Source organism: Pseudomonas oryzihabitans, assembly GCF_014522265.1.
In the GTDB taxonomy this organism is placed as follows: Bacteria; Pseudomonadota; Gammaproteobacteria; order Pseudomonadales; family Pseudomonadaceae; genus Chryseomonas; species Chryseomonas aestiva.
Genome location: NZ_CP017024.1, coordinates 4,366,522 through 4,390,957, shown reverse-complemented (window position 1 = coordinate 4,390,957; position 24,436 = coordinate 4,366,522). Strand labels below are relative to the sequence as shown.

Sequence of the window (24,436 nt, the reverse complement as noted above, 5' to 3'; positions counted from 1 at the left end):
CCATGGCAGCTCTCGAACTCAAAAGCGTACGCAAGACCTACGGCAACGCCGCCCAGGAAGCCCTCAAGGGCATCGACATCCGCATCGACGCGGGTCAGTTCCTCATCCTGGTGGGCCCCTCCGGCTGTGGCAAATCCACCCTGATGAACGCCATCGCCGGCCTGGAAGACATCAGCAGCGGCGCCATCTGCCTGGACGGCGAGGACGTCACCCAGGTCGAGCCCAAGGACAGGGACATCGCCATGGTGTTCCAGTCCTACGCCCTGTATCCGACCATGACCGTGCGCGAGAACATCGCCTTCGGCCTGAAGATCCGCAAGACCCCCAGGGAGCAGATCGACGCCGAGGTGGCGCGGGTCAGCAAGCTGCTGCAGATCGAGCACCTGCTCGAGCGCAAGCCGGCGCAGCTCTCCGGTGGCCAGCAGCAGCGGGTGGCCATGGGTCGCGCCCTGGCGCGCCGGCCCAAGCTCTATCTGTTCGACGAGCCGTTGTCCAACCTCGACGCCAAGCTGCGGGTGGAGATGCGCACCGAGATCAAGCTGATGCACCAGCGCCTGCAGACCACCACCGTCTACGTCACCCACGACCAGATCGAAGCCATGACCCTGGGCGATCGCGTCGCGGTGATGAAGGATGGCGAGGTGCAGCAGTTCGGTACTCCCGAGGAGATCTACAACGATCCGGCCAATCTCTTCGTCGCCAGCTTCATCGGCTCGCCGCCGATGAACTTCGTGCCGGTGCGCCTGGAAGCGCGCGAGGGCAGGGTGGTTGCCCGCGTCACCGGCGATACCGGCGACAGCCAGGTGGATTTGCCCGATCTGGATCCGGCGCTCGCGGGCCGAGAGGCTATCCTTGGGGTGCGTCCGGAGCAGATCCAGTCGGCGCATCCGGCGGACAACGCGGTGCCAGGCATCCTGACGCGGATCCAGGTGGTCGAGCCGACCGGTCCCGACACCCTGCTGTATGCCGAATGGAACGGCACCAAGGTCTGCTGCCGGGTCGCTCCGGGCGAAGCGCCGCGGGCCGGCGACCAGGTGCTCTGGCGGATCGATTCGCGACGGGCGGTGCTGTTCGATCCTGCGAGCGGTCGCCGACTTTCTTGAACGTAGCTCATGGCTGAAACGTTACAGCAATGGTAAGGTCCGCCCGCCGCCGCGCCTGACGTCGGGTTGCGGCCCTACCAGAGGCCAGGAGTGCACCTCCGGCCGCCGTGACAGACAGGAGAACAACAATGGCACTACCCCGCGTCGTGGTCTTTGGCGAAGCCCTCACCGACATCGTCCAGGGTAATCCTGGCGAATGGCGGGGTTATCCGGGCGGTGCCCCCTGGAACGTGGCGCGTGGCCTGGCCCGGCTGGGCGTGGCAAGCGCCTTCGGTGGCGCCATCAGCCAGGACGGCCTGGGTGACGAGATCGCCTGGCAGTCGGAAACCGCCGGCCTCGATACCCGCTTCCTGCAGCGCGTCGCCGCCGATCCGCTGGTGGCCATCGTGCCGTCGAGCCGTCCGCCGCGCTATTTCTTCGCCGGCGAAGCCGATCTCCAGTTCGACCCGGCGCTGCTGCCCGAAGGCTGGCTGGAGGCCGCCGAGGTCTGCCATTTCAGCTGCATCAGCCTGGCCCGCTATCCGCTGGCCGATACCCTGCTGGACCTGGCCCGCCAGGCCAAGGCTGCCGGCAAGCGCCTGAGCTACGATCCCAACTGGCGCAACCTGATGGACGATCGCTATCGCCAGCAGACCTTCCCCGAGCTGGTGCGCCTGGCCGACGACATCAAGCTATCCGACGAAGACATCCGCCAGATCTATCCGGGCCTGGACGAGCGCGCCGCGCTGGACGAATTGCGCGCCCTCAATCCCCATGCGCGCATCCTATTCACCCGCGGCGAGCACGGCCTGGTGCTCTATACGCCGGAAGGCGAGTGGCAACAGGCCGCCATCGCCGTGGACGTGGCCGACACCGTGGGTGCCGGGGATGCCTGCATGGCCGGCTGGCTGGCCTCCGGCCTGCTGGGCCTGACTGACCTGCAGCAGCGCCTGAGATTCGCCGCGGCCAGTGCCTCGGTGTCCTGCCGCCATGCCGGCGCCTATGCGCCGACCCGTGCCGATGTCGAAGCCCTGCTGCAGGTGAGCCCTCACTAGACCGTTTTTCCACAACAACAATAGCCGCCAAGGAAACCCGATGGACTTCCCCGATTTTCGTCGTCGCGACACCCTGCTGGAGCACGTCCGCCACACCCTGGCGTTCTACCATCCCCGCTGTGTCGATCCGCAGGGCGGCTTCTATCACTTCTTCAAGGACGACGGCACGGTCTACGATCGCCAGACCCGCCACCTGGTCTCCAGCGCCCGCTTCGTCTTCGATTTCGCCATGGCCTACCGGCACTATGGCGATCCGGCCTTTCTGGAAGCGACCCGCCATGGCCTGAGATACCTGCGCGAGCGGCATCGCCAGGCCAACGGCGGCTATGCCTGGCTGCTCGACGGCGACAAGGTGGTGGATGGCACCAATCACTGCTATGGCCTGGCCTTCGTGGTGCTGGCCTACGCCCACGGCCTGCAGGCGGGGATCGAGGAAGCGCGCAACTGGCTGAGCGAAGCCTGGGAATCCCTGGAGACCCACTTCTGGCGTGAAGCCGATGGCCTCTATGTGGACGAGATCAGCGCCGACTGGCAGACCGTGGCGCCCTATCGCGGCCAGAACGCCAACATGCACGCCTGCGAAGCCCTGCTGGCCGCCTTCGAAGCCAGCGGCGAGGTGCGCTACCTGGATCGCGCCGAGACCCTGGCGCGCAACATGACCCAGCGTCAGGCGGCGCTGACCCAGGGGCAGGGCGGGGTGGCCGATGAGGTCCCCGGTGGCCTGGTCTGGGAGCACTACCACAGCGACTGGTCCATCGACTGGGACTACAACCGCGACGATCCGGCCAACCTGTTCCGGCCCTGGGGTTTCCAGCCGGGGCACCAGATCGAATGGGCCAAGCTGCTGCTGATCCTCGAACGCCATCGCCCCCAGCCCTGGTTGCTGCCGCGGGCCCAGGCGCTGTTCGATGTCTCCTGGCGCCTGAGCTGGGATGGCGAGCACGGCGGTCTCTATTACGGGTTCGCCCCGGATGGCTCGCCCTGCGATCCGGACAAGTACTTCTGGGTGCAGGCCGAGGCCCTGGCCGCCGCCGCGTTGCTCGCGGAGTGCAGTGGCGAGGCCCGCTACTGGGAACACTATGAGGCGCTCTGGCGCTACAGCTGGACGCATTTCATCGATCACGAGCACGGTGCGTGGTGGCGCCTGCTCGACCGTCGGAACCACAAGTACTCCGACGACAAGAGTCCGGCCGGCAAGGTCGACTACCACACCATGGGTGCCTGTTACGAAGTCCTCAACGTCCTGCCGTAAGTATTAGAGACGCGGGTTTCGGGCCCTGGGTGTCATCACTTCAATAAAAAGGGATCTCAGTAATGAACAAGCAAAACCACAAGAATCGTCCGGGGCGCGCACTGCCCCTGGTGTCGCTGCTGGCCCTGGCGGTCGCCGCGGGTGCCCAGGCGGCGCCCCAGGCCAATCCGGGTGGCAACTTCAGTGGCGTCAACAACACCGAGGCCGCCTTCGAGCCGCTGGGCAACACCATGACCGGTGACTGGGGTGGCGTGCGCAAGGACCTGCGCGACAAGGGCTGGGACATCAAGCTCGAATACGTCGGCGAGGGCGCGACCAACCTGGGTGGCGGCTACGACGACGACCGCACCGGGCGCTGGAGCTCCCAGTACATGTTTGGTCTCTGGGGCGACATGAACAAGATCGCCGGTTGGGAGAACTCGGTGTTCAAGCTGGCCATCACCTCCCGTGACGGCCGCAATCTGACCGATGACCGCATCACCGATCCGCGCGTGGGCGGCTACTCCTCGGTGCAGGAAGTCTATGGCCGTGGCCAGACCTGGCGTCTGACCCAGCTGTGGCTGTCCAAGGGCTTCTTCGATGGCCGTCTGGACATCAAGGCCGGTCGCTTCGGCGAAGGCGAGGACTTCAACTCCTTCGAGTGCGACTTCCAGAACCTGGCGTTCTGCGGTTCCCAGGTCGGCAACTGGGAAGGCGTCTGGTACAACTGGCCGGTCAGCCAGTGGGCCCTGCGCGTCAAGTACAGCCTGACCCCCGAGCTGTTCGTCCAGGTCGGTGCCTACGAGCAGAATCCGTCGCTGCTGGAGACCGGCAACGGCTTCAAGCTCAACGGCAGCGGCACCAAGGGTGCGGTCCTGCCGGTGGAAATGGTCTGGTCGCCCAAGGTCAACGGCCTGCCGGGCGAATACCGCGTCGGCTACTACTACAGCACCGCCGATGCCAACGACGTCTACGAAGACGTCAACGGCAACTCCGCGGCCCTTACCGGGCTGGATTACAAGGAGCACTCCAGCAAGCACGGCTACTGGGTCGTGGCGCGTCAGCAGATCACCGCGCACAACGATGATCCGAGCCGCGGCCTGTCGGTGTTCGCCAACTTCACCGCCCATGCCAAGGACGTCAACAAGGTCAGCAACTACGTCCAGGCCGGTCTGGTGTACAAGGGCCCCTTCGACGGTCGTCCCAAGGATGACATCGGCTTCGGCGTCGCGCGCATCAGCACCAACAGCGACTTCCGCGACAACCAGCGCGCCCTCAACCAGGCCGCCGGTGCCACCGACTACGATGATCCGGCCTACACGCCCCTGCAGCACAACGAGTACGACGCCGAGATCTACTACGGCGTGCACGTGACCAACTGGCTGACCGTGCGCCCCAACCTCCAGTACATCAAGAGTCCGGGTGGCGTGCGTGAAGTCGACAATGCCGTGGTGGGCGGCCTGAAGGTTCAAGCGGTTTTCTAAATCGCCCCCATAGCCCGCCATCCTGCCGGATGGCGCTGGACAGGGCCCTGCGGTGGTTATACTGCAGGGCCTTTTTCATTTCCGAGGTTGCCGTGGGTAAGGTCGAAAGTCCCTGCATCAGCCAGTGCAAGATCAAAGACGACGTCTGCCAGGGATGTGGCCGCAAACGCTCAGAGATCAAGGGCTGGAAGGAGTTGAAGGACCGCGAGCGCAAGGAAGTCATCGACAAGTCGAAGAAGCGCCTGAAAAAGCTCAAGAAGGGCTGATACGTTCCTGTCGGCACCCTAGGTTGGGTTGAGCGAAGCGAAGCCCAACAAGGCCAAGCCAACCCCCCCCCCACTGTTGGACCTCGCGGATAAAGCCGCCTCAGCCCAACCTACGCCTGATGGAGTCGAGCGCCCGCTCGGCCAGCCCCCTCTCCCTGTGGGAGAGGGTTGGGGTGAGGGCGCTGGAGCCAGCATCTTAGGTTGGGTTGAGCGCAGCGAAGCCCAAAAGGCCAAGCCAACCCCCCCACTGTTGGACCTCGAGGATAAAGCCTCCTCAGCCCAACCTGCGCCTGATGGAGTCGAGCGCCCGCTCGGCCAGCCCCCTCTCCCTGCGGGAGAGGGTTGGGGTGAGGGCGCTTTTCGCCAACGAACACCCGGGTGGAAAAGGCTGCGCCGTTTTCCACGCTACGGTTAACCGGGCCATCAAACGCGGCTCACTATGCCCGCTCCACCTCATCCAGCAATCCCATGAACGCCTGCGCCGCATTCGAATGGGTGCGCTCAGTATGCAGGATGTACCCCAGGCGCCGCTCCAACTGAATCCCCGGCAGCGGCAGCCGGCGTACCTGATCGTCCAGCAGGGTCCGCGGCAGCACGCTCCAGGCCAGGCCGATGGACACCAGCATCTTGATGGTCTCCAGGTAGTTGGTGCTCATGGCGATATTGGGTATCAGCCCCTGGGCATCGAACAATCCATGCACGATCAGCCGGGTAAAGGTATTGCCGCCGGGAAACACCGCCGGATGCCGCGCCACATCGGCCAGGGTGACCTCCGCCTGGTTCGCCAGCGGATGTTCGGGCGCTGCCACGAAGTCCAGGGGATCGCTCCATACCGGCACCGCCTTGATCGGCGCCGCGGTCTGAGGCGCCAGGGTGATGATCGCCAGCTCCACCCGCCCATGCAGGATTTCGTCGTAGGCGGCTTCCGAATCGAGAAAGCGGATATCCAGGGCGACGTCGGGATAGTCCCGGGTGAAGCGCCTGAGGATCGGCGGCAACCGGTGCAGGCCGATGTGGTGACTGGTCGCCAGCGTCAGCCGGCCACCAATGGCACCATTGAGATTGGTCAGCGCCCGCCGGGTGTCATCGATCACGTCTAGAATCTGATAGGCGCGGGGGAGCAGGGCGCGTCCGGCCTCGGTCAGGCTGACCTCGCGGCCGATGCGATCGAACAGTCGCAGCCCCAGCTGCAGCTCCAGGGCCGCGATGCGCTTGCTCACCGCCGGCTGGGTCAGGTGCAGGCGCTCGCCAGCGTCGGAGAAACCGCCGGTTTCGGCCACCGCGACAAAGGCGTTCAGATTGGCAAGGTCCAAGACGTCGAATTCCTATTGGTTATGCGCTTCATGAAAAAGATGAATTTGTTTCATGCGAGCCTAACGCGGTATCTTTGACCCCACAAGCACCAAGGGCATGCAAAGGCCCGTGCCGTTCCACGCCTGATGAGGAATCCACCCATGGCTGGCAAGACGCTCTACGACAAACTCTGGGATATGCACCTGGTCAAGCAGCGCGACGACGGTTCCGCGCTGCTCTACATCGACCGCCACATCATCCACGAAGTGACCTCGCCCCAGGCCTTCGAAGGCCTGCGTCTGGCCGGCCGCAAGCCCTGGCGTCTGGACGCCAACCTGGCGACCCCCGATCACAACGTGCCGACCACCCCCGATCGCAAGGAAGGCCTCGATTCCATCAAGGACGAGATCTCGCGCATCCAGGTCCGCACCCTGGACGAGAACTGCGACGACTTCGGCGTCACCCAGTTCAAGATGAACGACGTCCGCCAGGGCATCGTCCACGTGATCGGCCCGGAGCAGGGCGCCGTGCTGCCCGGCATGACCGTGGTCTGCGGTGACTCCCACACCTCCACCAACGGCGCCTTCGGTGCCCTGGCCCATGGCATCGGCACCTCCGAGGTCGAGCACGTGCTCGCCACCCAGTGCCTGGTGGCCAAGAAGATGAAGAACATGTTGGTGAAGGTGGAGGGTGAGTTGCCCTTTGGCGTCACTGCCAAGGACATCGTCCTCGCGGTCATCGGCAAGATCGGCACCGCCGGCGGTAACGGCCATGCCATCGAATTCGCCGGCAGCGCCATCCGCGCCCTGTCCATGGAAGGCCGCATGACCATCTGCAACATGTCCATCGAAGCCGGTGCCCGGGTCGGCATGGTGGCGGTGGACCAGACCACCATCGACTACGTCGAGGGCCGTCCCTTCGCGCCCACCGGTGCCGTCTGGGAGGCCGCCGTTGCCCAGTGGCGCGGCCTGGTGTCCGATGCCGACGCCCACTTCGACACCGTCGTCGAACTCGACGCCACTCAGCTCAAGCCGCAGGTCAGCTGGGGCACCTCGCCGGAGATGGTTCTGGCCGTCGACCAGCAGGTGCCGGACCCGGCTCGCGAAGCCGATCCGGTCAAGCGCGGCTCCATCGAGCGCGCCCTGAAGTACATGGGCCTCAAGGCCAACCAGCCGATCACCGACATCGTGCTGGATCGCGTCTTCATCGGCTCCTGCACCAATTCTCGCATCGAGGACCTGCGCGCCGCCGCCGCCGTGGCCAAGGGCCGCAAGGTGGCCGCCACCCTCAAGCAGGCGCTGGTGGTACCCGGCTCCGGCCTAGTCAAGGCGCAAGCCGAGCGCGAAGGCCTGGACAAGGTGTTCATCGAAGCCGGTTTCGAATGGCGTGAGCCGGGCTGCTCCATGTGCCTGGCGATGAACGCCGACCGCCTGGAGAGTGGCGAGCATTGCGCCTCCACCTCCAATCGCAACTTCGAGGGCCGCCAGGGCGCCGGTGGCCGTACCCACCTGGTGAGCCCGGCGATGGCCGCCGCTGCCGCCATCGCCGGTCGTTTCGTCGACGTCCGCGACTTCGCCAACGCCTGAGGAGCCTGACCATGCAAGCCTTTACCCAGCACACCGGTTTGGTCGCACCCCTGGATCGCGCCAACGTCGACACCGACCAGATCATTCCCAAGCAATTTCTCAAGTCGATCAAGCGCACCGGCTTCGGCCCCAACCTGTTCGACGAGTGGCGCTACCTGGACGTCGGCCAGCCCGGCCAGGACCACAGCAGGCGGCCGCTGAATCCCGAATTCGTGCTCAACCAGCCGCGCTACCAGGGCGCCAGCATCCTGCTGGCCCGTGAAAACTTCGGCTGCGGTTCCAGCCGCGAACACGCGCCCTGGGCCCTGGATGGCTACGGCTTCCGTTCGGTGATCGCGCCGAGCTTCGCCGACATCTTCTTCAACAACAGCTTCAAGAACGGTCTGTTGCCGATCATCCTCAGCGATGCGGACGTCGACGAGCTGTTCCGCCAGGTCGAAGCCAACGAGGGCTACCAGCTGGTGGTCGATCTCGAAAGCCAGACCGTGCGCCGTCCCGATGGCGTGGCGCTGTCCTTCGAGATCGACGCCTTCCGCAAGCACTGCCTGCTCAATGGCCTGGACGACATCGGCCTGACCCTGCAGGATGCCGACGCCATCGGGAGTTTCGAAGCCCGCTATCGCCAGAGCAGTCCCTGGATGTTCCCCAGCGCCTGAACCCAGTCGCCGGCCCGCGCGGCCGGCGCTCTTTCCGGAGGCTCCATGAGCGGTGACCACGAGCAACACGTACAGCAGCAATTCGGCGCCACCGCCGAGGCCTATCTGACCAGTGCCGTCCATGCCCAGGGCGCCGAGCTCCTCGAGCTGCGCGACGCCGTGGCTCAGCGGGAAGGCGCCAAGGTGCTGGATCTCGGGTGCGGTGGCGGTCACGTCAGCTACAACGTGGCGCCGGTGGCCGGGCAGGTGATCGCCCTGGATCTGGCCGAGGAAATGCTTTCGGTGGTCAAGCGCAGCGCGGCCGAGCAGGGCCTGGACAACATCAGCGTCCAGCCCGGCATGGCCGAGCACCTGCCCTTCGGTGATGCCAGCTTCGACTTCGTCTTCAGCCGCTATTCGGCGCACCACTGGCGCGACATCGGCGCGGCCCTGCGCGAAGTGCGCCGGGTGCTGCGCCATGGTGGCGAGATGGCCATCATCGACGTGATCTCGCCGGCCAATCCGCGCCTGGATACCTATCTGCAGACGGTGGAAATCCTGCGCGACATCAGCCACGTGCGTAACTATTCCTTCGCCGAGTGGCACCGCCTGCTGGATATGGCCCGGCTGGGCGTGACCCGCTGCCGTCGCCAGCGCCTGCGCCTGGACTTCGCGAGCTGGACCGCGCGCATGCGTACCCCCGAGCCGCAGTGCCAGGCCATTCGCAGCCTGCAAAGCAAGATCGGCCAGGAAGTGCGCCAGTATTTCGAAATCGACCGCGACGGCTCCTTCACCGTCGACGTCATGGTTCTCTGGGCTCAGCCCATCTGATGTGAGACAGGAAAAGACAATGAGCAAGCAGATCCTCATCCTGCCGGGCGACGGCATCGGTCCGGAAATCATGGCCGAGGCGGTCAAGGTGCTGGAAGTGGTCAACCGCGACCATGACCTCGGCTTCGAACTGGTCCATGACGACCTGGGCGGCGCCGCCATCGACCGGTACGGCGTGCCCCTGGCCGATGAGACCCTGGCGCGCGCCCGCGCCGCCGATGCCGTGCTGCTGGGCGCCGTGGGCGGTCCCAAGTGGGACAAGCTCGAACGCGACATCCGTCCCGAGCGTGGCCTGCTGAAGATCCGTTCCGCGCTGGGCCTGTTCGGCAACCTGCGCCCGGCCATCCTCTATCCGCAACTGGCCGAGGCCTCGACCCTCAAGCCGGAAGTGGTCTCCGGCCTGGACATCCTCATCGTCCGCGAGCTGACCGGCGGCATCTACTTCGGCTCGCCGCGCGAGACCCGGGTGCTGGAGAACGGCGAGCGCCTGGCCTTCGATACCCTGCCGTACAGCGAAGGCGAGATCCGTCGCATCGCTCGCGTCGGCTTCGACATGGCCCGTCTGCGTGGCGGCAAGCTGTGTTCGGTGGACAAGGCCAATGTCCTCGAGTCCAGCCGCCTGTGGCGCGAAGTGGTGGAGGAGGTGGCCAAGGACTATCCGGACATCGAACTCAGCCACATGTACGTCGACAACGCCGCCATGCAGCTGGTCCGCGCACCCAAGCAGTTCGATGTCATCGTCACCGACAACATGTTCGGCGACATCCTCTCCGACGAAGCCTCGATGCTGACCGGTTCCATCGGCATGCTGCCCTCGGCGTCCCTGGATGCCCACAACAAGGGCATGTACGAACCCTGCCACGGCTCGGCACCCGACATTGCCGGCCAGGGCGTGGCCAACCCCCTCGCGACCATCCTCTCGGTGGCCATGATGCTCAGGTACACCTTTGGCGCCGCCGCGGCGGCCGAGGCCATCGAGGCGGCGGTGGGCCAGGTGCTGGACCAGGGGCTGCGGACCGGTGACATCTGGTCGGAAGGCAAGCAGCGGGTCGGTACCCGCGAGATGGGCGAAGCAGTGGTCGCCGCCCTCGCAAGGCGTTAATCTGATCGGCCGCCGGGGGAGGCGGCCGTCCTCAAGACAATAAAGGTGCAGTAGCGATGAAACGTGTAGGTCTGATCGGTTGGCGTGGCATGGTGGGCTCCGTGCTCATGCAGCGCATGCTCGAAGAACGGGATTTCGACTTGATCGAGCCCGTGTTCTTCACCACCTCCAACGTTGGCGGCGAAGGCCCGGCCATTGGCAAGGGCGTGGCGCCGCTCAAGGATGCCTACAGCATCGACGAGCTCAAGACCCTCGACGTCATCCTCACCTGCCAGGGCGGCGACTACACCAGCGAGGTGTTCCCCAAGCTGCGCCAGGCCGGCTGGAAAGGCTACTGGATCGACGCGGCCTCCAGCCTGCGCATGCAGGATGACGCCGTCATCGTGCTGGACCCGGTCAATCGCCGCGTCATCGACCAGGCCCTGGCCGATGGCCGCAAGGACTTCATCGGCGGCAACTGCACCGTCAGCCTGATGCTGATGGCCCTGGGCGGGCTGTTCGAAGCCGGTCTGGTGGACTGGATGAGCGCCATGACCTACCAGGCCGCCTCCGGCGCCGGTGCCCAGAACATGCGCGAGCTCATCCGTCAGATGGGCGCGACCCACGCCGCCGTGGCCGACAGCCTGGCCGATCCCGCCAGCGCCATCCTCGACATCGACCGCCAGGTCGCCGAAACCCTGCGCAGCGAAGCCTTCCCTACCGAGCAATTCGGCGTCCCCCTGGCCGGCAGCCTGATCCCCTGGATCGACAAGGAGCTGCCCAACGGCCAGAGCCGCGAGGAATGGAAGGCCCAGGCCGAGACCAACAAGATCCTCGGACGCTTCAAGAATCCCATCCCGGTGGATGGCATCTGCGTGCGCATTGGCGCCATGCGCTGCCACAGCCAGGCGCTGACCATCAAGCTGAACAAGGACGTGCCGCTGTCCGACATCCACGGTCTGATCAGCCAGCACAATCCCTGGGTCAAGCTGGTGCCGAACAACCGCGAGGTCAGCATGCGCGACCTCACGCCAGCGGCCGTCACCGGCACCCTGAGCGTACCGGTCGGCCGGCTGCGCAAGCTGAACATGGGTTCCCAGTACCTGGGCGCCTTCACCGTGGGCGACCAGCTGCTGTGGGGCGCCGCGGAGCCGCTGCGGCGGATGCTGCGCATCCTGCTGGAGCAGTGAGCCGACGGCTAAACGTTTGCTTATAGAGGAGGGCCGCCAGTAAAGTGCGGCCCTCTTTCGTTGCGGACCGTCCCATCATGACTGCCAGAGATATCGCCCTCGTCGGTGCCACCAGTGCCTACGGCGAAGCCATTCGCGAACTCCTCGACGAACGCGACGTGCCCCTCGGGCGCCTGCACCTGCTCGCCAGCGGTGAGTCGGCGGGGCAGAATCTGCCCTTCCGAGGCAGCAATCTGCGCGTCACCGGCCTCGACGGCTTCGATTTCGCCCAGGTCGGCATCGTGATCCTGGCCGCGCCGGCCGCCGTGGTCGAAACCCTGCGGCCGCAACTGGTCGCTGCCGGTTGCGCCGTGCTTGATCTCAGCGGCGCCTCGGCCGCGCTGTCCGTGCTGCCACGCATCAATGGCGACCGCCTCGACCAGCTCCCGGCCGCCGCCTGGCTCGGTGTTCCCCTGGCAGCCGCCCAGGCGGCCGCCAGCGTGGCAGCCGTGCTCGCTCGCTTGAATACACTCCATGATGCTTCCCTGACGGCGTGCCTGGCCGCCTCCGGCGCCGGCCGTGGTGGCGTCGAGGAATTGGCGCGGCAGGCCACTGAATTGCTCAACGGTCGACCGGTCGAGGCGCGGCTGTTCGAAGGACAGCTGGCCTTCAATCTGCTCGGTCGCACCGGCGCAGCGACAGCGGATGGCTATACTGCCCAGGAACATCGTTTGCTGGACGAATGTCAGCAGGTGCTGGGAGCGCGCTTGCCGGTGCTGGACGTCACTGCCGTGCAGGCGCCGGTGTTCTTTGGCGACAGCCTGGCGCTCAGCCTGAGGGCCCAGGCGCCCTGGGAGCTGGAGCAGGTGCTGGAGGCCCTGGGTGACGAGCCGGGCCTGGCGCTCGACGAAGAACTCGATTGCCCGTCTGCCGTGGGCGATGCCCTGGGCCGGGAAGAGGTGCTGGTGGGGCGGGTGAGGCTGCATCCGCGGGATGCCCGGCGGCTGGAATGCTGGCTGGTAGCGGACAATGTCAGATTATCGGCGCTGACGGCCGTTCAGCTGGCCGAATTGTTGCTTAAACAGTCGGCCTAAAAGATACTTCGTGAAATGCTTCGCTCTTTTGGCTTGAGCAAAAGAGCAGTGGACGTGGCACGCAGCGATGGACACAGGCGCCCGCACGGTGGCGCGATCGACAGCTTCTAAAAAGGGACGGTCATGGTTCGAGTTCAGAAACTGGTGCGGGCAATTGCAGCGGCGAGCGCCTTGATGTCTGGCGCGGCCCAGGCCCTCAGCCTGGGGGAGATCCACCTCAATTCGGCCCTCAATCAGCCCTTCGATGCCACCATCGATCTGTCGGACCTGCGTGACCTCGGTACCGCCGAGTTGCGCCCCAATCTGGCGTCCGTCGAGGATTTCGGCAAGGCCGGTGTCGACCGTGCCTTCTTTCTCAACGATCTCAAGTTCACCCCGGAGGTGCGCAACGGGCGCACCGTCATCCGCGTGACCTCGGCGCGTCCGGTGCGCGAGCCCTATCTCAACTTCCTGCTGGAAGTGAACTGGCCGAGTGGCCGGATCCTGCGCGAGTACACCGTGCTGCTGGATCCGCCGCTCTATACCCCCAGGCTGCGGCAGCGCCGTTCGCGCCCCAGGTGCCGGCCACGCCGCGAGCGCGCGCCAACACGCCGAGCGCACCGCGTCCGGCCACGCCGCCTGCCGCGCCGGCACCGAGCGCGACCCAGACACCGGGCACCTATACCACCGAGCGGCGCGATACCCTCTGGGAAGTGGCGGCGCGCAATCGCCCGGCCGCCAGCGTCACCGTCGACCAGACCATGCTGGCGATCCAGGATCTGAATCCCGACGCCTTCATCGATCGCAACATCAACCTGATGAAGAGCGGCCAGGTGCTGCGCCTGCCCGATCAGGCCCAGGCCGGAACGCGTCCCCAGCGCGAGGCGGTGGCCGAGATCGCCCGCCAGACCCGTGCCTGGAAGCAGGGTGGCACCGACGCACCCGCCGGTACGCCGCGCCGGCAGGTGGACGCCTCCGCCCAGCCGAGCGGCAACGAGGCCTCGACGCCTGCCGCCCCAAGGACAATCTCAAGCTACTCTCCGGTCAGCCTGCCGGCCGCGCGGGCGAATCCGCCGGTGGCAAGGGTGGTGATCAGTCCCTGGCCGATCGCCTGGCGGTGACCCAGGAAAGCCTGGACACCACCCGCCGCGAGAACGAAGAACTCAAGAGTCGTCTGGGCGACCTGCAGTCGCAGCTCGACAAGCTGCAGAAGATCATGCAGCTCAAGGACGCCCAGCTGGCGCGGATGCAGGCCAACATGGCCAATCCCCAGGCCGCGGGTCAGCCGGCCCAGCCGCCGGCGACGCCCGAAGCGGCGGCTCCGGTGACGCCTGCGCCGGCCGAGAACACCCCCGCACCCACGCCCCAGGAAGCGACCGCCGCCGCGCCGGTCGCGCCGGTCGACGCCTCTGCACCCACCACCTCGCCGCCGGCCAGCGAGGCGGGTACCGGCGCGGCGCCGCCTGCGGCCAGCGAGCCCAAGGTCATCCCGGTCACGCCCAGCACCCCGGCGACCGAGCCGACCGAGGCCACCAACAGTTTCCTCGACGAGATCCTCAGCAATCCGCTCTGGCTCGGCATCATCGGCGGCAGCGCCTTGCTGGCCCTGCTGGTCCTGCTGATGATCAACTCGCGCCGCAACGCGGTGAAGGAGGCCGAGCGCGAGCGTGACGCCGAAGCTGCGCGCACCGACACCGTGTTCGACGCCGATCCCGAATTGGGTGATCACCATGCCCTCGCCGGGCTGGAGCTGAACCAGGGCAGCCAGGACGCGGCGCGTGACGCCGACGCCCAGGACGATGCCCTGGGTCAGGCCGACATCTACATGGCCTATGGTCGCTTCAGCCAGGCGGCCGAGGTGCTCAAGAAGGCCAGCGACCAGGAACCCCATCGCGCCGATCTGCGCCTCAAGCTCATGGAAGTCTATGCCGAGATGGGCGACAAGGACGGCTTCCAGCGCGAAGAGCGCGAACTCAAGGAGATCGGCGGCGCCCAGCCGGCGGTGGAGCACCTGAAGTCGCGCTATCCGGCCATGGCCACCGTCGCGGTCGCCTCGGCTGCGGTCGGGGCCGCCGCGCTGGCCGCTGCCCACGAACTGAGCGAGGAGCAATCGCGCAACCAGGGCTTCACGGCCACCGAGGACAGCCAGGACTTCGATCTGTCCCTGGATGACTTCGGCAGCGAGGATATCCAGGGTCATCAGCCTGCCGGTCCGGCGGAGGAACCCCTGTTCGGCGAAGCCTTCGCCGATGCCCAGGCCAAGGCGACCGACCCGCGCGACGATTTCGACTTCGATCTCAATTTCGATGCCGAACCCGCTGCCACACCTGCGGCGACTCCAGCTGCCAAGGACGATGACTTCGCCCTGGACTTCAGCGAATTCGAGCGACAGGGCGACCTGGCGCACGACGAGCCGACCGCGGGTTCCAGTGCGGCTTCGGCCTTCGACGAGCCACTGGATGCGCCCACGCCGCCGGCGGCCGACGCCGAGCTGCCCGCAAGTTTCGACCTCTCCGACTTCGACGACGAGCAACCGGCGCCCAAGCGCGAAAGCGACGAGGAATTCGCCGCCCGCCTGCAGGAGGCCTCTCGCCAGTTCGATGCGGAGACCACCAGCGGCACGGCGGGTAGCGACGGTCTGGACGACTTCGACTTCCTGTCCGGCGAAGACGAAACCGCCACCAAGCTGGATCTGGCGCGCGCCTACATCGACATGGGCGATCCAGAAGGTGCCCGGGACATCCTCGACGAGGTGATTGCCGAGGGGAATGCCGGGCAGCAGCAGGAAGCCCGGGAGATCATCGCCCAGCTCAGCTAAGGCTGGCCGGACTTGGCAGAGGAGGGGAGGCGCTATAAGCTGCCTCCCCTTTTTTTTGCCTGGCCGTCGCCTTGGATTTTCTAGACCCCACGATCATCGTTCCACCGCAGCGCATCGCCCTGGGCGTCGAGTACAAGGGTGCCCGCTATCGCGGCTGGCAGCGCCAGCAGCCCGGTGTGCGCTCCGTGCAGGAGACCCTGGAAGACGCCCTCTCCGAGGTCGCCGCGGCGCCCATCGCGCTGCATTGCGCCGGGCGTACCGATTGCGGGGTGCACGCCACCGGCCAGGTGGTGCATTTCGAGTCACCCGTCGCCCGGCCGCTCAAGGCCTGGGTGATGGGCACCAATGCCAATCTGCCGTCGGATATCAGCGTGACCTGGGTCAAGCCGGTCAGCAACGAATTCCATGCCCGCTTCAGTGCCATGGCGCGGCGCTACCGCTATGTGATCTACAACGATCCCATCCGACCCGCGCACCTGGCGGAGGAGGTCACCTGGAATCACCGTCCGCTGCGGATCGAACCGATGCGCGAGGCGGCCCAGGTACTGCTCGGCACCCATGATTTCACTTCCTTCCGGGCCAAGGCCTGCCAGGCCAAGTCGGCGATCAAGACCATCCACCACCTGCGTCTCTGGCAGAGCGGACGGCTGATCGTCCTCGACATCCGCGCCAATGCCTTCCTGCACCACATGGTGCGCAACATCGCCGGGGTGCTGATGGCGGTGGGCTGTGGCGAGCGGCCGGTGGCGTGGGTGAGCGAGGTCCTGGCCGCGCGCGAGCGGCGGCTGGGTGGCGTCACCGCCCATCCCTATGGCCTCTACCTGGTGGACGCCGAGTATCCCGAGAGCACGCCCGTGCCGAAGCGGCCGCTGGGTCCGCTGTTCCTGGGGCATATCCCCGAGCTGGATGACCCCCAAGGCTGACGCTTCGCGGGTGGTCTGCTAACATCCATCGATTTGGAACGAGGTCATTCCGGTTTGGCTAACGTTCGAGTGAAGATCTGCGGGATCACCCGGGTCGAGGATGCACGGGCCGCGGCGGCTGCCGGCGCCGATGCCATCGGCCTGGTGTTCTATGCGCGCAGCCCGCGGGCGGTCAGCGCTGCCCAGGCCCGCCAGATCGTGGCGGCGCTGCCACCCTTCGTGACCAGTGTCGGGCTGTTCGTCGATGCCTCGCCCTGCGAGATCGAGGAGACGCTCGACGCCGTGCCCCTGGACCTCCTGCAATTCCATGGCGACGAGTCGCCGGCGCAGTGCGCCCGGTATCGCCGTCCCTACATCAAGGCCCTGCGCATGCGCGAGGACATCGACCTCGCCGCCGTCGCGCGCGACTATGCCGGCGCCCGCGGGCTGTTGCTCGACACCTATGTCGCCGGCGTGCCCGGGGGCACCGGTCAGGCCTTCGACTGGGCCCGGGTGCCGCAGGACCTGTCGCTGCCACTGATCGTGGCGGGTGGGCTGGACGCGGATAACGTCGCCACGGCCATCGCCGCGTCCCGGCCCTTTGGGGTGGACGTGAGTGGCGGCGTGGAGCAGGCCAAGGGCATCAAGGATGCCGCCGAGATCGCCCGATTCGTGGCGGCCGTGCGGGGTGCGCCCACCGCCTGATGTGACCCTCGTCGGGTGGTTGCCGTCCACACCTGCGACATATTCAAGCAGACCCGCCCCGGGTGGGTCTGACGTCCGGCTCCCCGGGAGCCGGCATGCGACAAGAGGGTAGCGGCCCGGGATACAGCGGGCGCTGCCGAACCTATTACAGATGCTCAAGGAAGGCGTGGCCCAGGCCACGCTGGGAGCCCATGCAAGTGGAGAGAGATGCATGAGCAATTGGCTGGTCGACAAACTGATTCCTTCCATCATGCGGTCCGAGGTGAAGCGCAGTTCGGTGCCGGAAGGTCTTTGGCACAAGTGTCCGGCCTGCGAAGCGGTCCTCTACCGTCCAGAGCTGGAAAAGAATCTGGACGTGTGCCTCAAGTGCGGTCACCACATGCGCATCAACGCGCGACGCCGCCTGGACATCTTCCTCGACGCCGAGGGTCGTGAAGAGCTGGGTACCGAGCTGGAGCCGGTGGATCGCCTGAAATTCCGCGACAGCAAGAAGTACAAGGACCGTTTCACCGCGGCGCAAAAGGAAACCGGCGAAAAAGACGCGCTGATTTCCATGCGCGGCACCCTCAAGGGCATGCCGGTAGCGGTCTGCGCCTTCGAATTTTCCTTCATGGGCGGCTCCATGGGTGCCGTGGTCGGCGAGCGTTTCGTCCGCGCGGCCAATGTGGCCCTGGAAGAGCGCTGCCCGTTGATCTGCTTCTCCGCCTCGGGCGGTGCGCGGATGCAGGAAGCCCTGATCTCCCTGATGCAGATGGCCAAGACCTCCGCGGTGCTGGCGCGTCTGCGCGAAGAGGGCATTCCCTTCATCTCGGTGCTGACCGATCCGGTCTATGGTGGTGTCTCCGCCAGTCTGGCGATGCTGGGCGACGTCATCGTCGCCGAGCCCAAGGCGCTGATCGGCTTCGCCGGTCCGCGCGTGATCGAGCAGACCGTGCGCGAAAAGCTGCCGGAAGGCTTCCAGCGCAGCGAGTTCCTGCTGGATCACGGCGCCGTCGACCTCATCGTCTCGCGCAAGGAATTGCGTGATCGCCTGGCGCGGCTGCTGGCAACCTTCCAGCACCAGCCGGTCCCGGCGGCCTGATGGCTTCGCGCAGCCTCGCGCAATGGCTGGCCTATCTCGAGCAGCTGCATCCGTCGGCGATCGACATGGGTCTGGACCGGGTGCGCGAGGTCGCGCAGCGGCTGGGCCTGACCCGGCCGGCGCCGCGGGTGGTGACCGTGACCGGCACCAACGGCAAGGGCTCCACCTGCGCCTTTCTCGCCAGCCTGCTGCGCGCCAGCGGCCAGCGGGTCGGCGTCTATGCCTCGCCGCACCTGGTGCGCTACAACGAGCGCGTGGACGTGGACGGCACCCTCGCCAGCGATAGCGATCTCTGCACCGCCTTCGCCGCGGTGGAAGCCGCCCGCGGCGAGATCAGCCTGACCTATTTCGAAGTGGGTACCCTGGCCGCCTTCTGGCTGTTCGAGCGTGCCCGGCTGGATGTCGCCGTCCTCGAGGTCGGTCTGGGCGGACGCCTGGATGCGGTCAACCTGATCGATGCCGATCTGGCGCTGGTCACCAGCATCGGCCTGGATCACGCCGAATGGCTGGGCGATACCCGCGACGGCGTCGCCGTGGAAAAGGCCGGAATCTTCCGCGCCGGCAAGCCGGCCCTCTGTGGCGATCTGGATCCCCCCGCGCCGCTGATCGACGCCGCCGAGCGCCTGGGCGCGCCCTTGCTGCTGCGCGGCGAAGCCTTCGATCTGCGCATCGAGAGTGCCGGCTGGTTCTGGCGTGGGCGTGATGCCCAGGGCAATGACCTGGCGCTGCCAGGCCTGCCGCTACTCGATCTGCCCATGGAAAATGCCGCCCTGGCCTTGCAGGCCTACGCGTTACTCGAACAACCCTGGCTGCCGCAGCAGATCGCGGCGGCGCTCCAGGCCACGCGCATGACCGGTCGGCTCGATCGGCGCCAGGTCGAGCGGGCAGGGCAGAGGCGCAGCGTCCTGCTGGACGTGGCCCATAATCCCCATGCCGCCGAATACCTGGCCCGCCGCCTGGCGATGAAGCCGGTCGCCGGCGTACGGCGCGCGGTGTTCGGCGTCCTGGCCGACAAGGACCTGGACGGCATCCTGGCGCCCCTGGAAAGTCTGTTCGCCAGCTGGGCAGTGGCGAGTCTGCCGACCCCGCGCAGTCGCGACGGTGGCGAGGTGGCCGCTCTCCTGGCGGCGCGCGGTGCGCGCGCCGAGGCCCATGCCTCGCTGCTGGCCGCCTTCGAGGCGCAACTGGCCGCCAGTGCGGCTGACGACGAGGTGGTGGTGTTCGGCTCCTTCTACAGTGTCGCCGAGGTCCTCGCGCAGCTCTCTTCCCCATCCGAATCCGCGGAGGCATAACCCATGCTCAAGCAAAGAGTCATCGGTGCGCTGGTGCTGCTGGCGCTGATCATCATCTTCGTCCCCATGCTCTTCAATCGCCAGGACGATGCCCGCAAGGTGGCGGTCGAGGCGCCGGCCCAGCCGGCCGCACCCACGGTGCCCAGTACCGAGGTGCAGCCGGTGCAGACGCCCGAGGCGCCGCCGGTGGTGGTGGTGCCGGACGAGCCGGCCAAGCCGCTCGGCAAGCCGCAGACGCCGATCGCCGGCACTTCCGGCCAGGCGCCGACGCAGAATGCGCCGGCGAACCCCGCGCCGGCGCCATCCCAGCCTGCCGCGCCGGTCGCCAAGGCGCCCGCCGCCAGCGCACCCGTCGCCAGTGCTCCCCCTGCACCTGCGGCGGCCCCGCACCCGCGGCCAAGCCGGATTCGCGCCTGGGCGCGGCCAATCTGCCCAACAGCTGGTCGGTCCAGCTCGCCAGCCTGTCGTCCCGTCCCAGCGCCGATGCGCTGCAGGCCAAGCTGCGCAGCCAGGGCTACAACGCCTATGTACGGACCGCCGACGGCATGAACCGGGTCTTCGTCGGGCCGGTGATAGAGCGCAGCGAGGCGGATCGCCTGCGCGACCAGCTCAACAAGCAGAATGGCGTCAAGGGCTTCGTCGTCCGCTTTCAGCCGGAGCGCGGTTAACCCGGTCACAAGGCTCTGCTAGAATGCAGGGCCTTTTTGTAAGTGGACCTTGCCGTGGGCTTCACCTGGGTGGACTGGGCGATCGTCGCCGTTGTCATCGTTTCCTGCCTGATCAGTCTCAGGCGCGGCTTCGTCAAGGAAGCGTTGTCATTGGCCACCTGGATCGTGGCCGGTGGCGTGGCCTGGGTCTTCGGCGGGGCCCTGTCCAATTACCTGGTGGACTATATTCAGGTGCCGTCCGGACGGGTGATCGCCGCCTGTGTCATTCTCTTCGTGCTGACACTGCTCGTCGGCGCCCTGGTGAGCTTCTTGCTTGGCGAATTGATCCGCGTCACCGGCTTGTCGGGCACCGATCGCTTTCTCGGAATGGCCTTTGGCGCCGCTCGCGGTGCGTTGCTGATCACCGTGGCGGTGGGGCTGCTGAGCCTGGGGCCGGTCCAGCAGGACGGCTGGTGGCAGCAGTCGGTGCTGGTTCCACATTTTCTCCTGGTGGCCGATTGGTCGAAGAATCTGCTGTTGGGCTTTGCCGGCCAATGGCTGGGCGCGACGCCCATGCCCAGTCTGCAACTGTTGCCACAGCTGGGGCCCAAGGCTCCTTGAACGGTTTTCCAGGCCTCGCACTGCCGGGGTCATCCTGCGATGGTTCGCCGTCGCATCACTTGAAACAGTGGGGTCGCGTCGCATGTGTGGCATCGTAGGTATCGTGGGCAAGACGAACGTCAACCAGTCGTTATACGACGCGCTCACCGTCCTTCAACATCGCGGTCAGGATGCCGCCGGTATCGTCACCAGCCTGGACGGTAAACTCTTCCTGCGCAAAGACAACGGCCTGGTCCGCGACGTCTTCCAGCAGCGTCACATGCAGCACCTGGTCGGCCGCATGGGGATCGGCCATGTGCGCTACCCCACGGCCGGCAGCTCCAGCTCCGCCGAGGCGCAGCCGTTCTATGTCAACTCGCCCTATGGCATCACCCTCGCGCACAACGGCAACCTGACCAACGTCGAGCAGCTGTCTCGCGAGATCTACGAATCCGATCTGCGCCACGTCAACACCAATTCCGATTCCGAGGTGCTGCTCAACGTCTTCGCCCACGAGCTGGCGGTGCGCAACAAGCTGCAGCCGACCGAGGACGACGTCTTCGCCGCGGTCTCCGAGGTCCATGAGCGCTGCCGTGGCGGCTATGCCGTGGTGGCCATGGTGACGGGCTACGGCATCGTCGGCTTCCGCGACCCCAACGCCATCCGTCCCATCGTCTTCGGTCAGCGTCACACCGAATACGGCGTGGAATACATGATCGCCTCCGAGAGCGTCGCTCTCGACGTGCTCGGCTTCACCCTGATCCGCGACCTGGAACCGGGCGAAGCGGTGTACATCACCGAAGACGGACGGCTCTATACCCGCCAGTGCGCGCAGAATCCGCACTACGCGCCCTGCATCTTCGAGCACGTCTACCTGGCCCGTCCGGATTCCATCATCGACGGCATCTCGGTCTACAAGGCCCGCCTGCGCATGGGCGAGAAGCTCGCCGAGAAGATCCAGCGCGAGCGGCCCGAGCACGACATCGACGTGGTCATCCCGATTCCGGACACCAGCCGCACCGCGGCCCTGGAGCTGGCCAACCACCTGGGCGTCAAGTTCCGCGAGGGCTTCGTCAAGAATCGCTACATCGGTCGGACCTTCATCATGCCCGGCCAGGCCGCGCGCAAGAAGTCGGTGCGCCAGAAGCTCAACGCCATCGAGCTGGAATTCCGCGGCAAGAACGTGATGCTGGTGGACGATTCCATCGTCCGCGGCACCACCTGCAAGCAGATCATCCAGATGGCCCGCGAAGCCGGCGCCAAGAAGGTCTATTTCTGCTCGGCGGCTCCGGCGGTGCGCTTCCCCAACGTCTATGGCATCGACATGCCCAGCGTGCACGAGCTGATCGCCCACGGCCGCACCACCGAGGAAGTCGGCGAGCTGATCGGCGCCGACTGGCTGATCTACCAGGACCTGCATGACCTGCAGGAAGCCGTGCGCACCCGCAAGGCACCCAAGGTCGAGCAATTCGACTGCGCGGTGTTCGATGGCGAGTACATCACCGGCGACGTCGATGCCGCCTATCTGAACCGGATCGAGCAGGCGCGCAACGACGCGGCCAAGGTCAAGCACAAGGCCGTCAGCGCCATCATCGATCTCTACAACGACTAAGGAGCTGCACATGAGCCAAGACTGGGATGCCGGACGCCTGGACAGTGATCTCGAGGGCGCGGCCTTCGAGACCTTGGCGGTGCGGGCAGGGCAGCAGCGCTCGCCGGAAGGCGAGCATGGCGAAGCCCTGTTCCTGACCAGCAGCTACGTGTTCCGGACCGCCGCGGATGCCGCGGCGCGCTTCGCCGGCGAGGTGCCGGGCAACGTCTATTCGCGCTACACCAATCCCACGGTGCGTACCTTCGAGACCCGCATCGCGGCCCTCGAAGGGGCCGAGCAGGCGGTGGCCACCGCCTCGGGCATGTCCGCCATCCTGGCCATGGTCATGAGTCTGTGCAGCGCCGGTGACCAAGTGCTGGTTTCGCGCAGCGTGTTCGGCTCGACCATCAGCCTGTTCGAGAAGTACTTCAAGCGCTTCGGCATCGAGGTGGACTATCCGCCGCTGGCCGATCTGGACGCCTGGCAGGCGGCCTGCAAGCCCAATACCCGGCTGTTCTTCGTCGAGTCGCCGTCCAATCCCCTGGCCGAGCTGGTGGACATCGCCGCCCTGGCCGAGATCGCCCATGCCCGGGGCGCGCTGCTGGCGGTCGACAACTGCTTCTGCACCCCGGCGCTGCAGAAGCCGCTGGCGCTGGGTGCCGACATCGTCATCCATTCGGCGACCAAGTACATCGATGGTCAGGGCCGGGGCATGGGCGGCGTGGTCGCCGGCCGTGCCGAGCAGATGAAGGAAGTGGTGGGATTCCTGCGTACCGCCGGTCCGACCCTGAGCCCCTTCAATGCCTGGCTGTTCCTCAAGGGCCTGGAGACGTTGAAGATCCGCATGCAGGCGCACAGCCAGACCGCTTTGGAGCTGGCGCGCTGGCTGGAAGGCCAGCCCGGCGTCGAGCGGGTCCACTACGCCGGCCTGGAAAGCCATCCGCAGCATGGGCTGGCGTGCCGCCAGCAGAGCGCCTTCGGCGCCGTGGTGAGCTTCGAGGTCGCCGGTGGTCGTGACGCCGCCTGGCGCTTCATCGATGCCACCCGGATGATCTCCATCACCACCAACCTGGGTGATACCAAGACCACCATCGCCCACCCGGCGACGACCTCGCACGGGCGGCTGTCGCCGGCCGAGCGTGCCAACGCCGGGATCCGCGACAGCCTGATCCGTATCGCCGTGGGTCTCGAAGACCTGGGCGATCTGCGCCAGGACCTGGCCCGCGGACTGGCGGCCCTATGAGTCTGACGTTCGCGCCGGTGGAATTGCGCGTCGCCCTGGTCACCGGCGCGGCGCGTGGGATCGGGCTGGGCATCGCCGCCTGGCTGGTAGCCGAAGGCTGGCGGGTAGTGGTGGCCGACATCGAGCAGGAGCGCGGCGCCAAGGTGGCCGCCGCCCTTGGCGACCGCGCCTGGTTCGTCGCCCTGGACGTGGCTGACGAGAGTCAGGTGGAGTCCGCCGTCGCCCAGGTGATCGGCCAGTTCGGGCGGCTGGATGCCCTGGTCAACAATGCCGGTCTCGCCACTGCCCAGGGCCAGCCGCTGGAAAGCCTGGCACTGGCCGAATGGCGCAGGGTGCTCGGGGTGAATCTGGACGGCCCCATGCTGCTGGCCAAGCATTGCGCACCCTATCTGCGCGAGCAGCAGGGCGCCATCGTCAACATCGCCTCGACCCGTGCCCAGCAGTCCGAGCCCCATAGCGAGGCCTATGCCGCGAGCAAGGGCGGGCTGCTGGCCCTGACCCACGCGCTGGCTGTCAGCCTAGGTCCGGAAGTGCGGGTGAATGCGCTCTCTCCGGGCTGGATCGATGCGCGCGATGCCCATGTCCGCGCGGCTGAGCCGTTGTCCGCCGCCGACCACGAGCAGCATCCGGTCGGACGGGTAGGGACGGTGGAAGACGTCGCGGCCTGCGTGGCCTGGCTGCTGAGCGGCAACGCCGGTTTCATCAGCGGTGAGGCCATCACCCTGGACGGCGGCATGACCCGCAAGATGATCTATCGGGAATAGCACCTGG

Annotated in this window: 23 protein-coding genes and 1 pseudogene; 23 read left to right on the top strand and 1 reads right to left on the bottom strand. The window is 66.6% G+C overall.

Features of this window, described 5'->3' with window-relative positions:
- Positions 1-2 precede the first annotated feature (2 nt).
- The 5 genes from BGI51_RS20335 to BGI51_RS20315 all read left to right on the top strand — a co-directional run bounded on the left by BGI51_RS20335 (position 3) and on the right by BGI51_RS20315 (position 5,118).
- Complete coding sequence (locus BGI51_RS20335) at positions 3-1,103, top strand: ABC transporter ATP-binding protein (protein WP_187979528.1); 1,101 nt, start codon at positions 3-5, stop codon at positions 1,101-1,103.
- Between the two features lie 128 nt (positions 1,104-1,231).
- Positions 1,232-2,137 carry a carbohydrate kinase family protein gene (locus tag BGI51_RS20330; RefSeq protein ID WP_187979527.1) on the top strand — a complete coding sequence of 302 codons (906 nt, stop codon included), beginning with the start codon at positions 1,232-1,234 and terminating at the stop codon, positions 2,135-2,137.
- A gap of 40 nt (positions 2,138-2,177) precedes the next feature.
- Positions 2,178-3,389 carry an AGE family epimerase/isomerase gene (locus tag BGI51_RS20325; RefSeq protein WP_187979526.1) on the top strand — a complete coding sequence of 404 codons (1,212 nt, stop codon included), beginning with the start codon at positions 2,178-2,180 and terminating at the stop codon, positions 3,387-3,389.
- A gap of 62 nt (positions 3,390-3,451) precedes the next feature.
- Positions 3,452-4,852: a carbohydrate porin gene (locus BGI51_RS20320; RefSeq protein WP_187979525.1), complete on the top strand. Its 1,401-nt coding sequence runs from the start codon at positions 3,452-3,454 to the stop codon at positions 4,850-4,852.
- A 92-nt stretch (positions 4,853-4,944) separates the two neighbouring features.
- On the top strand, positions 4,945-5,118 hold the full coding sequence (locus BGI51_RS20315) for a DUF1289 domain-containing protein (RefSeq protein ID WP_082900493.1): 174 nt from the start codon (positions 4,945-4,947) through the stop codon (positions 5,116-5,118).
- A gap of 437 nt (positions 5,119-5,555) precedes the next feature.
- On the opposite strand, the gene BGI51_RS20310 is transcribed toward BGI51_RS20315, so the two are convergent.
- A complete protein-coding gene (locus BGI51_RS20310; protein WP_133860866.1) occupies positions 5,556-6,431 on the bottom strand; it encodes a LysR family transcriptional regulator in 876 nt (291 codons plus the stop codon).
- A 141-nt stretch (positions 6,432-6,572) separates the two neighbouring features.
- Between BGI51_RS20310 and leuC the strand changes: the two genes are divergently transcribed.
- The 18 genes and pseudogenes from leuC (at position 6,573) to BGI51_RS20220 (ending at position 24,429) form a co-directional block, all read left to right on the top strand.
- Positions 6,573-7,997, top strand: coding sequence for a 3-isopropylmalate dehydratase large subunit (gene leuC, locus BGI51_RS20305; protein ID WP_133860865.1), 1,425 nt, complete (start codon positions 6,573-6,575; stop codon positions 7,995-7,997).
- A gap of 11 nt (positions 7,998-8,008) precedes the next feature.
- On the top strand, positions 8,009-8,653 hold the full coding sequence (leuD, locus tag BGI51_RS20300) for a 3-isopropylmalate dehydratase small subunit (protein WP_187979524.1): 645 nt from the start codon (positions 8,009-8,011) through the stop codon (positions 8,651-8,653).
- Between the two features lie 45 nt (positions 8,654-8,698).
- The gene (locus BGI51_RS20295; protein WP_187979523.1) at positions 8,699-9,463 is read left to right on the top strand and encodes a class I SAM-dependent methyltransferase; all 765 of its coding nucleotides are present in this window, start codon (positions 8,699-8,701) and stop codon (positions 9,461-9,463) included.
- Positions 9,464-9,482: 19 nt separating this feature from the next.
- Positions 9,483-10,565: a 3-isopropylmalate dehydrogenase gene (gene leuB / locus BGI51_RS20290; RefSeq protein ID WP_133860862.1), complete on the top strand. Its 1,083-nt coding sequence runs from the start codon at positions 9,483-9,485 to the stop codon at positions 10,563-10,565.
- 56 nt (positions 10,566-10,621) lie between these two features.
- A complete protein-coding gene (asd, locus tag BGI51_RS20285) occupies positions 10,622-11,734 on the top strand; it encodes an aspartate-semialdehyde dehydrogenase (RefSeq protein ID WP_133860861.1) in 1,113 nt (370 codons plus the stop codon).
- A 77-nt stretch (positions 11,735-11,811) separates the two neighbouring features.
- Positions 11,812-12,807, top strand: a complete 996-nt coding sequence (locus BGI51_RS20280; protein ID WP_187979522.1) for an aspartate-semialdehyde dehydrogenase — start codon at positions 11,812-11,814, stop codon at positions 12,805-12,807.
- 174 nt (positions 12,808-12,981) lie between these two features.
- A complete protein-coding gene (locus BGI51_RS24215; RefSeq protein ID WP_187979521.1) occupies positions 12,982-13,569 on the top strand; it encodes a hypothetical protein in 588 nt (195 codons plus the stop codon).
- Entirely contained in the window at positions 13,500-13,907 is a 408-nt protein-coding gene (locus BGI51_RS24210) for a FimV/HubP family polar landmark protein (protein ID WP_187979520.1), read from the top strand. The genes BGI51_RS24215 and BGI51_RS24210 overlap by 70 nt, the downstream gene beginning before the upstream one ends.
- Positions 13,904-15,604 carry a FimV/HubP family polar landmark protein gene (locus BGI51_RS24205; protein WP_437179416.1) on the top strand — a complete coding sequence of 567 codons (1,701 nt, stop codon included), beginning with the start codon at positions 13,904-13,906 and terminating at the stop codon, positions 15,602-15,604. The genes BGI51_RS24210 and BGI51_RS24205 overlap by 4 nt, the downstream gene beginning before the upstream one ends.
- A gap of 71 nt (positions 15,605-15,675) precedes the next feature.
- Positions 15,676-16,527, top strand: coding sequence for a tRNA pseudouridine(38-40) synthase TruA (truA, locus tag BGI51_RS20260; protein ID WP_187979519.1), 852 nt, complete (start codon positions 15,676-15,678; stop codon positions 16,525-16,527).
- A 54-nt stretch (positions 16,528-16,581) separates the two neighbouring features.
- Complete coding sequence (locus BGI51_RS20255) at positions 16,582-17,211, top strand: phosphoribosylanthranilate isomerase (RefSeq protein WP_187979518.1); 630 nt, start codon at positions 16,582-16,584, stop codon at positions 17,209-17,211.
- Between the two features lie 211 nt (positions 17,212-17,422).
- On the top strand, positions 17,423-18,292 hold the full coding sequence (gene accD / locus BGI51_RS20250; protein ID WP_133860856.1) for an acetyl-CoA carboxylase, carboxyltransferase subunit beta: 870 nt from the start codon (positions 17,423-17,425) through the stop codon (positions 18,290-18,292).
- On the top strand, positions 18,292-19,584 hold the full coding sequence (gene folC / locus BGI51_RS20245) for a bifunctional tetrahydrofolate synthase/dihydrofolate synthase (protein WP_187979517.1): 1,293 nt from the start codon (positions 18,292-18,294) through the stop codon (positions 19,582-19,584). The genes accD and folC overlap by 1 nt, the downstream gene beginning before the upstream one ends.
- Positions 19,585-19,587: 3 nt before the next feature.
- A pseudogene (locus BGI51_RS20240) lies at positions 19,588-20,252 on the top strand (SPOR domain-containing protein).
- 54 nt (positions 20,253-20,306) lie between these two features.
- The gene (locus BGI51_RS20235; RefSeq protein ID WP_017641289.1) at positions 20,307-20,852 is read left to right on the top strand and encodes a CvpA family protein; all 546 of its coding nucleotides are present in this window, start codon (positions 20,307-20,309) and stop codon (positions 20,850-20,852) included.
- 82 nt (positions 20,853-20,934) lie between these two features.
- Positions 20,935-22,443: an amidophosphoribosyltransferase gene (gene purF, locus BGI51_RS20230; protein ID WP_187979516.1), complete on the top strand. Its 1,509-nt coding sequence runs from the start codon at positions 20,935-20,937 to the stop codon at positions 22,441-22,443.
- A gap of 10 nt (positions 22,444-22,453) precedes the next feature.
- Entirely contained in the window at positions 22,454-23,665 is a 1,212-nt protein-coding gene (locus BGI51_RS20225; protein WP_187979515.1) for an O-succinylhomoserine sulfhydrylase, read from the top strand.
- Entirely contained in the window at positions 23,662-24,429 is a 768-nt protein-coding gene (locus tag BGI51_RS20220; RefSeq protein WP_187979514.1) for an SDR family oxidoreductase, read from the top strand. The genes BGI51_RS20225 and BGI51_RS20220 overlap by 4 nt, the downstream gene beginning before the upstream one ends.
- The last annotated feature ends 7 nt before the right edge of the window (positions 24,430-24,436 follow it).

Bases quoted from the DNA above. Each gene is read 5' to 3' on its own strand.
- BGI51_RS20335 (WP_187979528.1), top strand. From the start codon at position 3: ATGGCAGCTCTCGAACTCAAAAGCGTACGCAAGACCTACGGCAACGCC.
- leuC (WP_133860865.1), top strand. From the start codon at position 6,573: ATGGCTGGCAAGACGCTCTACGACAAACTCTGGGATATGCACCTGGTC.
- BGI51_RS20225 (WP_187979515.1), top strand. From the start codon at position 22,454: ATGAGCCAAGACTGGGATGCCGGACGCCTGGACAGTGATCTCGAGGGC.
- BGI51_RS20330 (WP_187979527.1), top strand. From the start codon at position 1,232: ATGGCACTACCCCGCGTCGTGGTCTTTGGCGAAGCCCTCACCGACATC.
- accD (WP_133860856.1), top strand. From the start codon at position 17,423: ATGAGCAATTGGCTGGTCGACAAACTGATTCCTTCCATCATGCGGTCC.
- leuB (WP_133860862.1), top strand. From the start codon at position 9,483: ATGAGCAAGCAGATCCTCATCCTGCCGGGCGACGGCATCGGTCCGGAA.
- BGI51_RS20220 (WP_187979514.1), top strand. From the start codon at position 23,662: ATGAGTCTGACGTTCGCGCCGGTGGAATTGCGCGTCGCCCTGGTCACC.
- BGI51_RS20295 (WP_187979523.1), top strand. From the start codon at position 8,699: ATGAGCGGTGACCACGAGCAACACGTACAGCAGCAATTCGGCGCCACC.
- BGI51_RS20280 (WP_187979522.1), top strand. From the start codon at position 11,812: ATGACTGCCAGAGATATCGCCCTCGTCGGTGCCACCAGTGCCTACGGC.
- folC (WP_187979517.1), top strand. From the start codon at position 18,292: ATGGCTTCGCGCAGCCTCGCGCAATGGCTGGCCTATCTCGAGCAGCTG.
- leuD (WP_187979524.1), top strand. From the start codon at position 8,009: ATGCAAGCCTTTACCCAGCACACCGGTTTGGTCGCACCCCTGGATCGC.
- BGI51_RS20325 (WP_187979526.1), top strand. From the start codon at position 2,178: ATGGACTTCCCCGATTTTCGTCGTCGCGACACCCTGCTGGAGCACGTC.
- BGI51_RS20320 (WP_187979525.1), top strand. From the start codon at position 3,452: ATGAACAAGCAAAACCACAAGAATCGTCCGGGGCGCGCACTGCCCCTG.
- purF (WP_187979516.1), top strand. From the start codon at position 20,935: ATGTGTGGCATCGTAGGTATCGTGGGCAAGACGAACGTCAACCAGTCG.
- BGI51_RS24215 (WP_187979521.1), top strand. From the start codon at position 12,982: ATGTCTGGCGCGGCCCAGGCCCTCAGCCTGGGGGAGATCCACCTCAAT.
- asd (WP_133860861.1), top strand. From the start codon at position 10,622: ATGAAACGTGTAGGTCTGATCGGTTGGCGTGGCATGGTGGGCTCCGTG.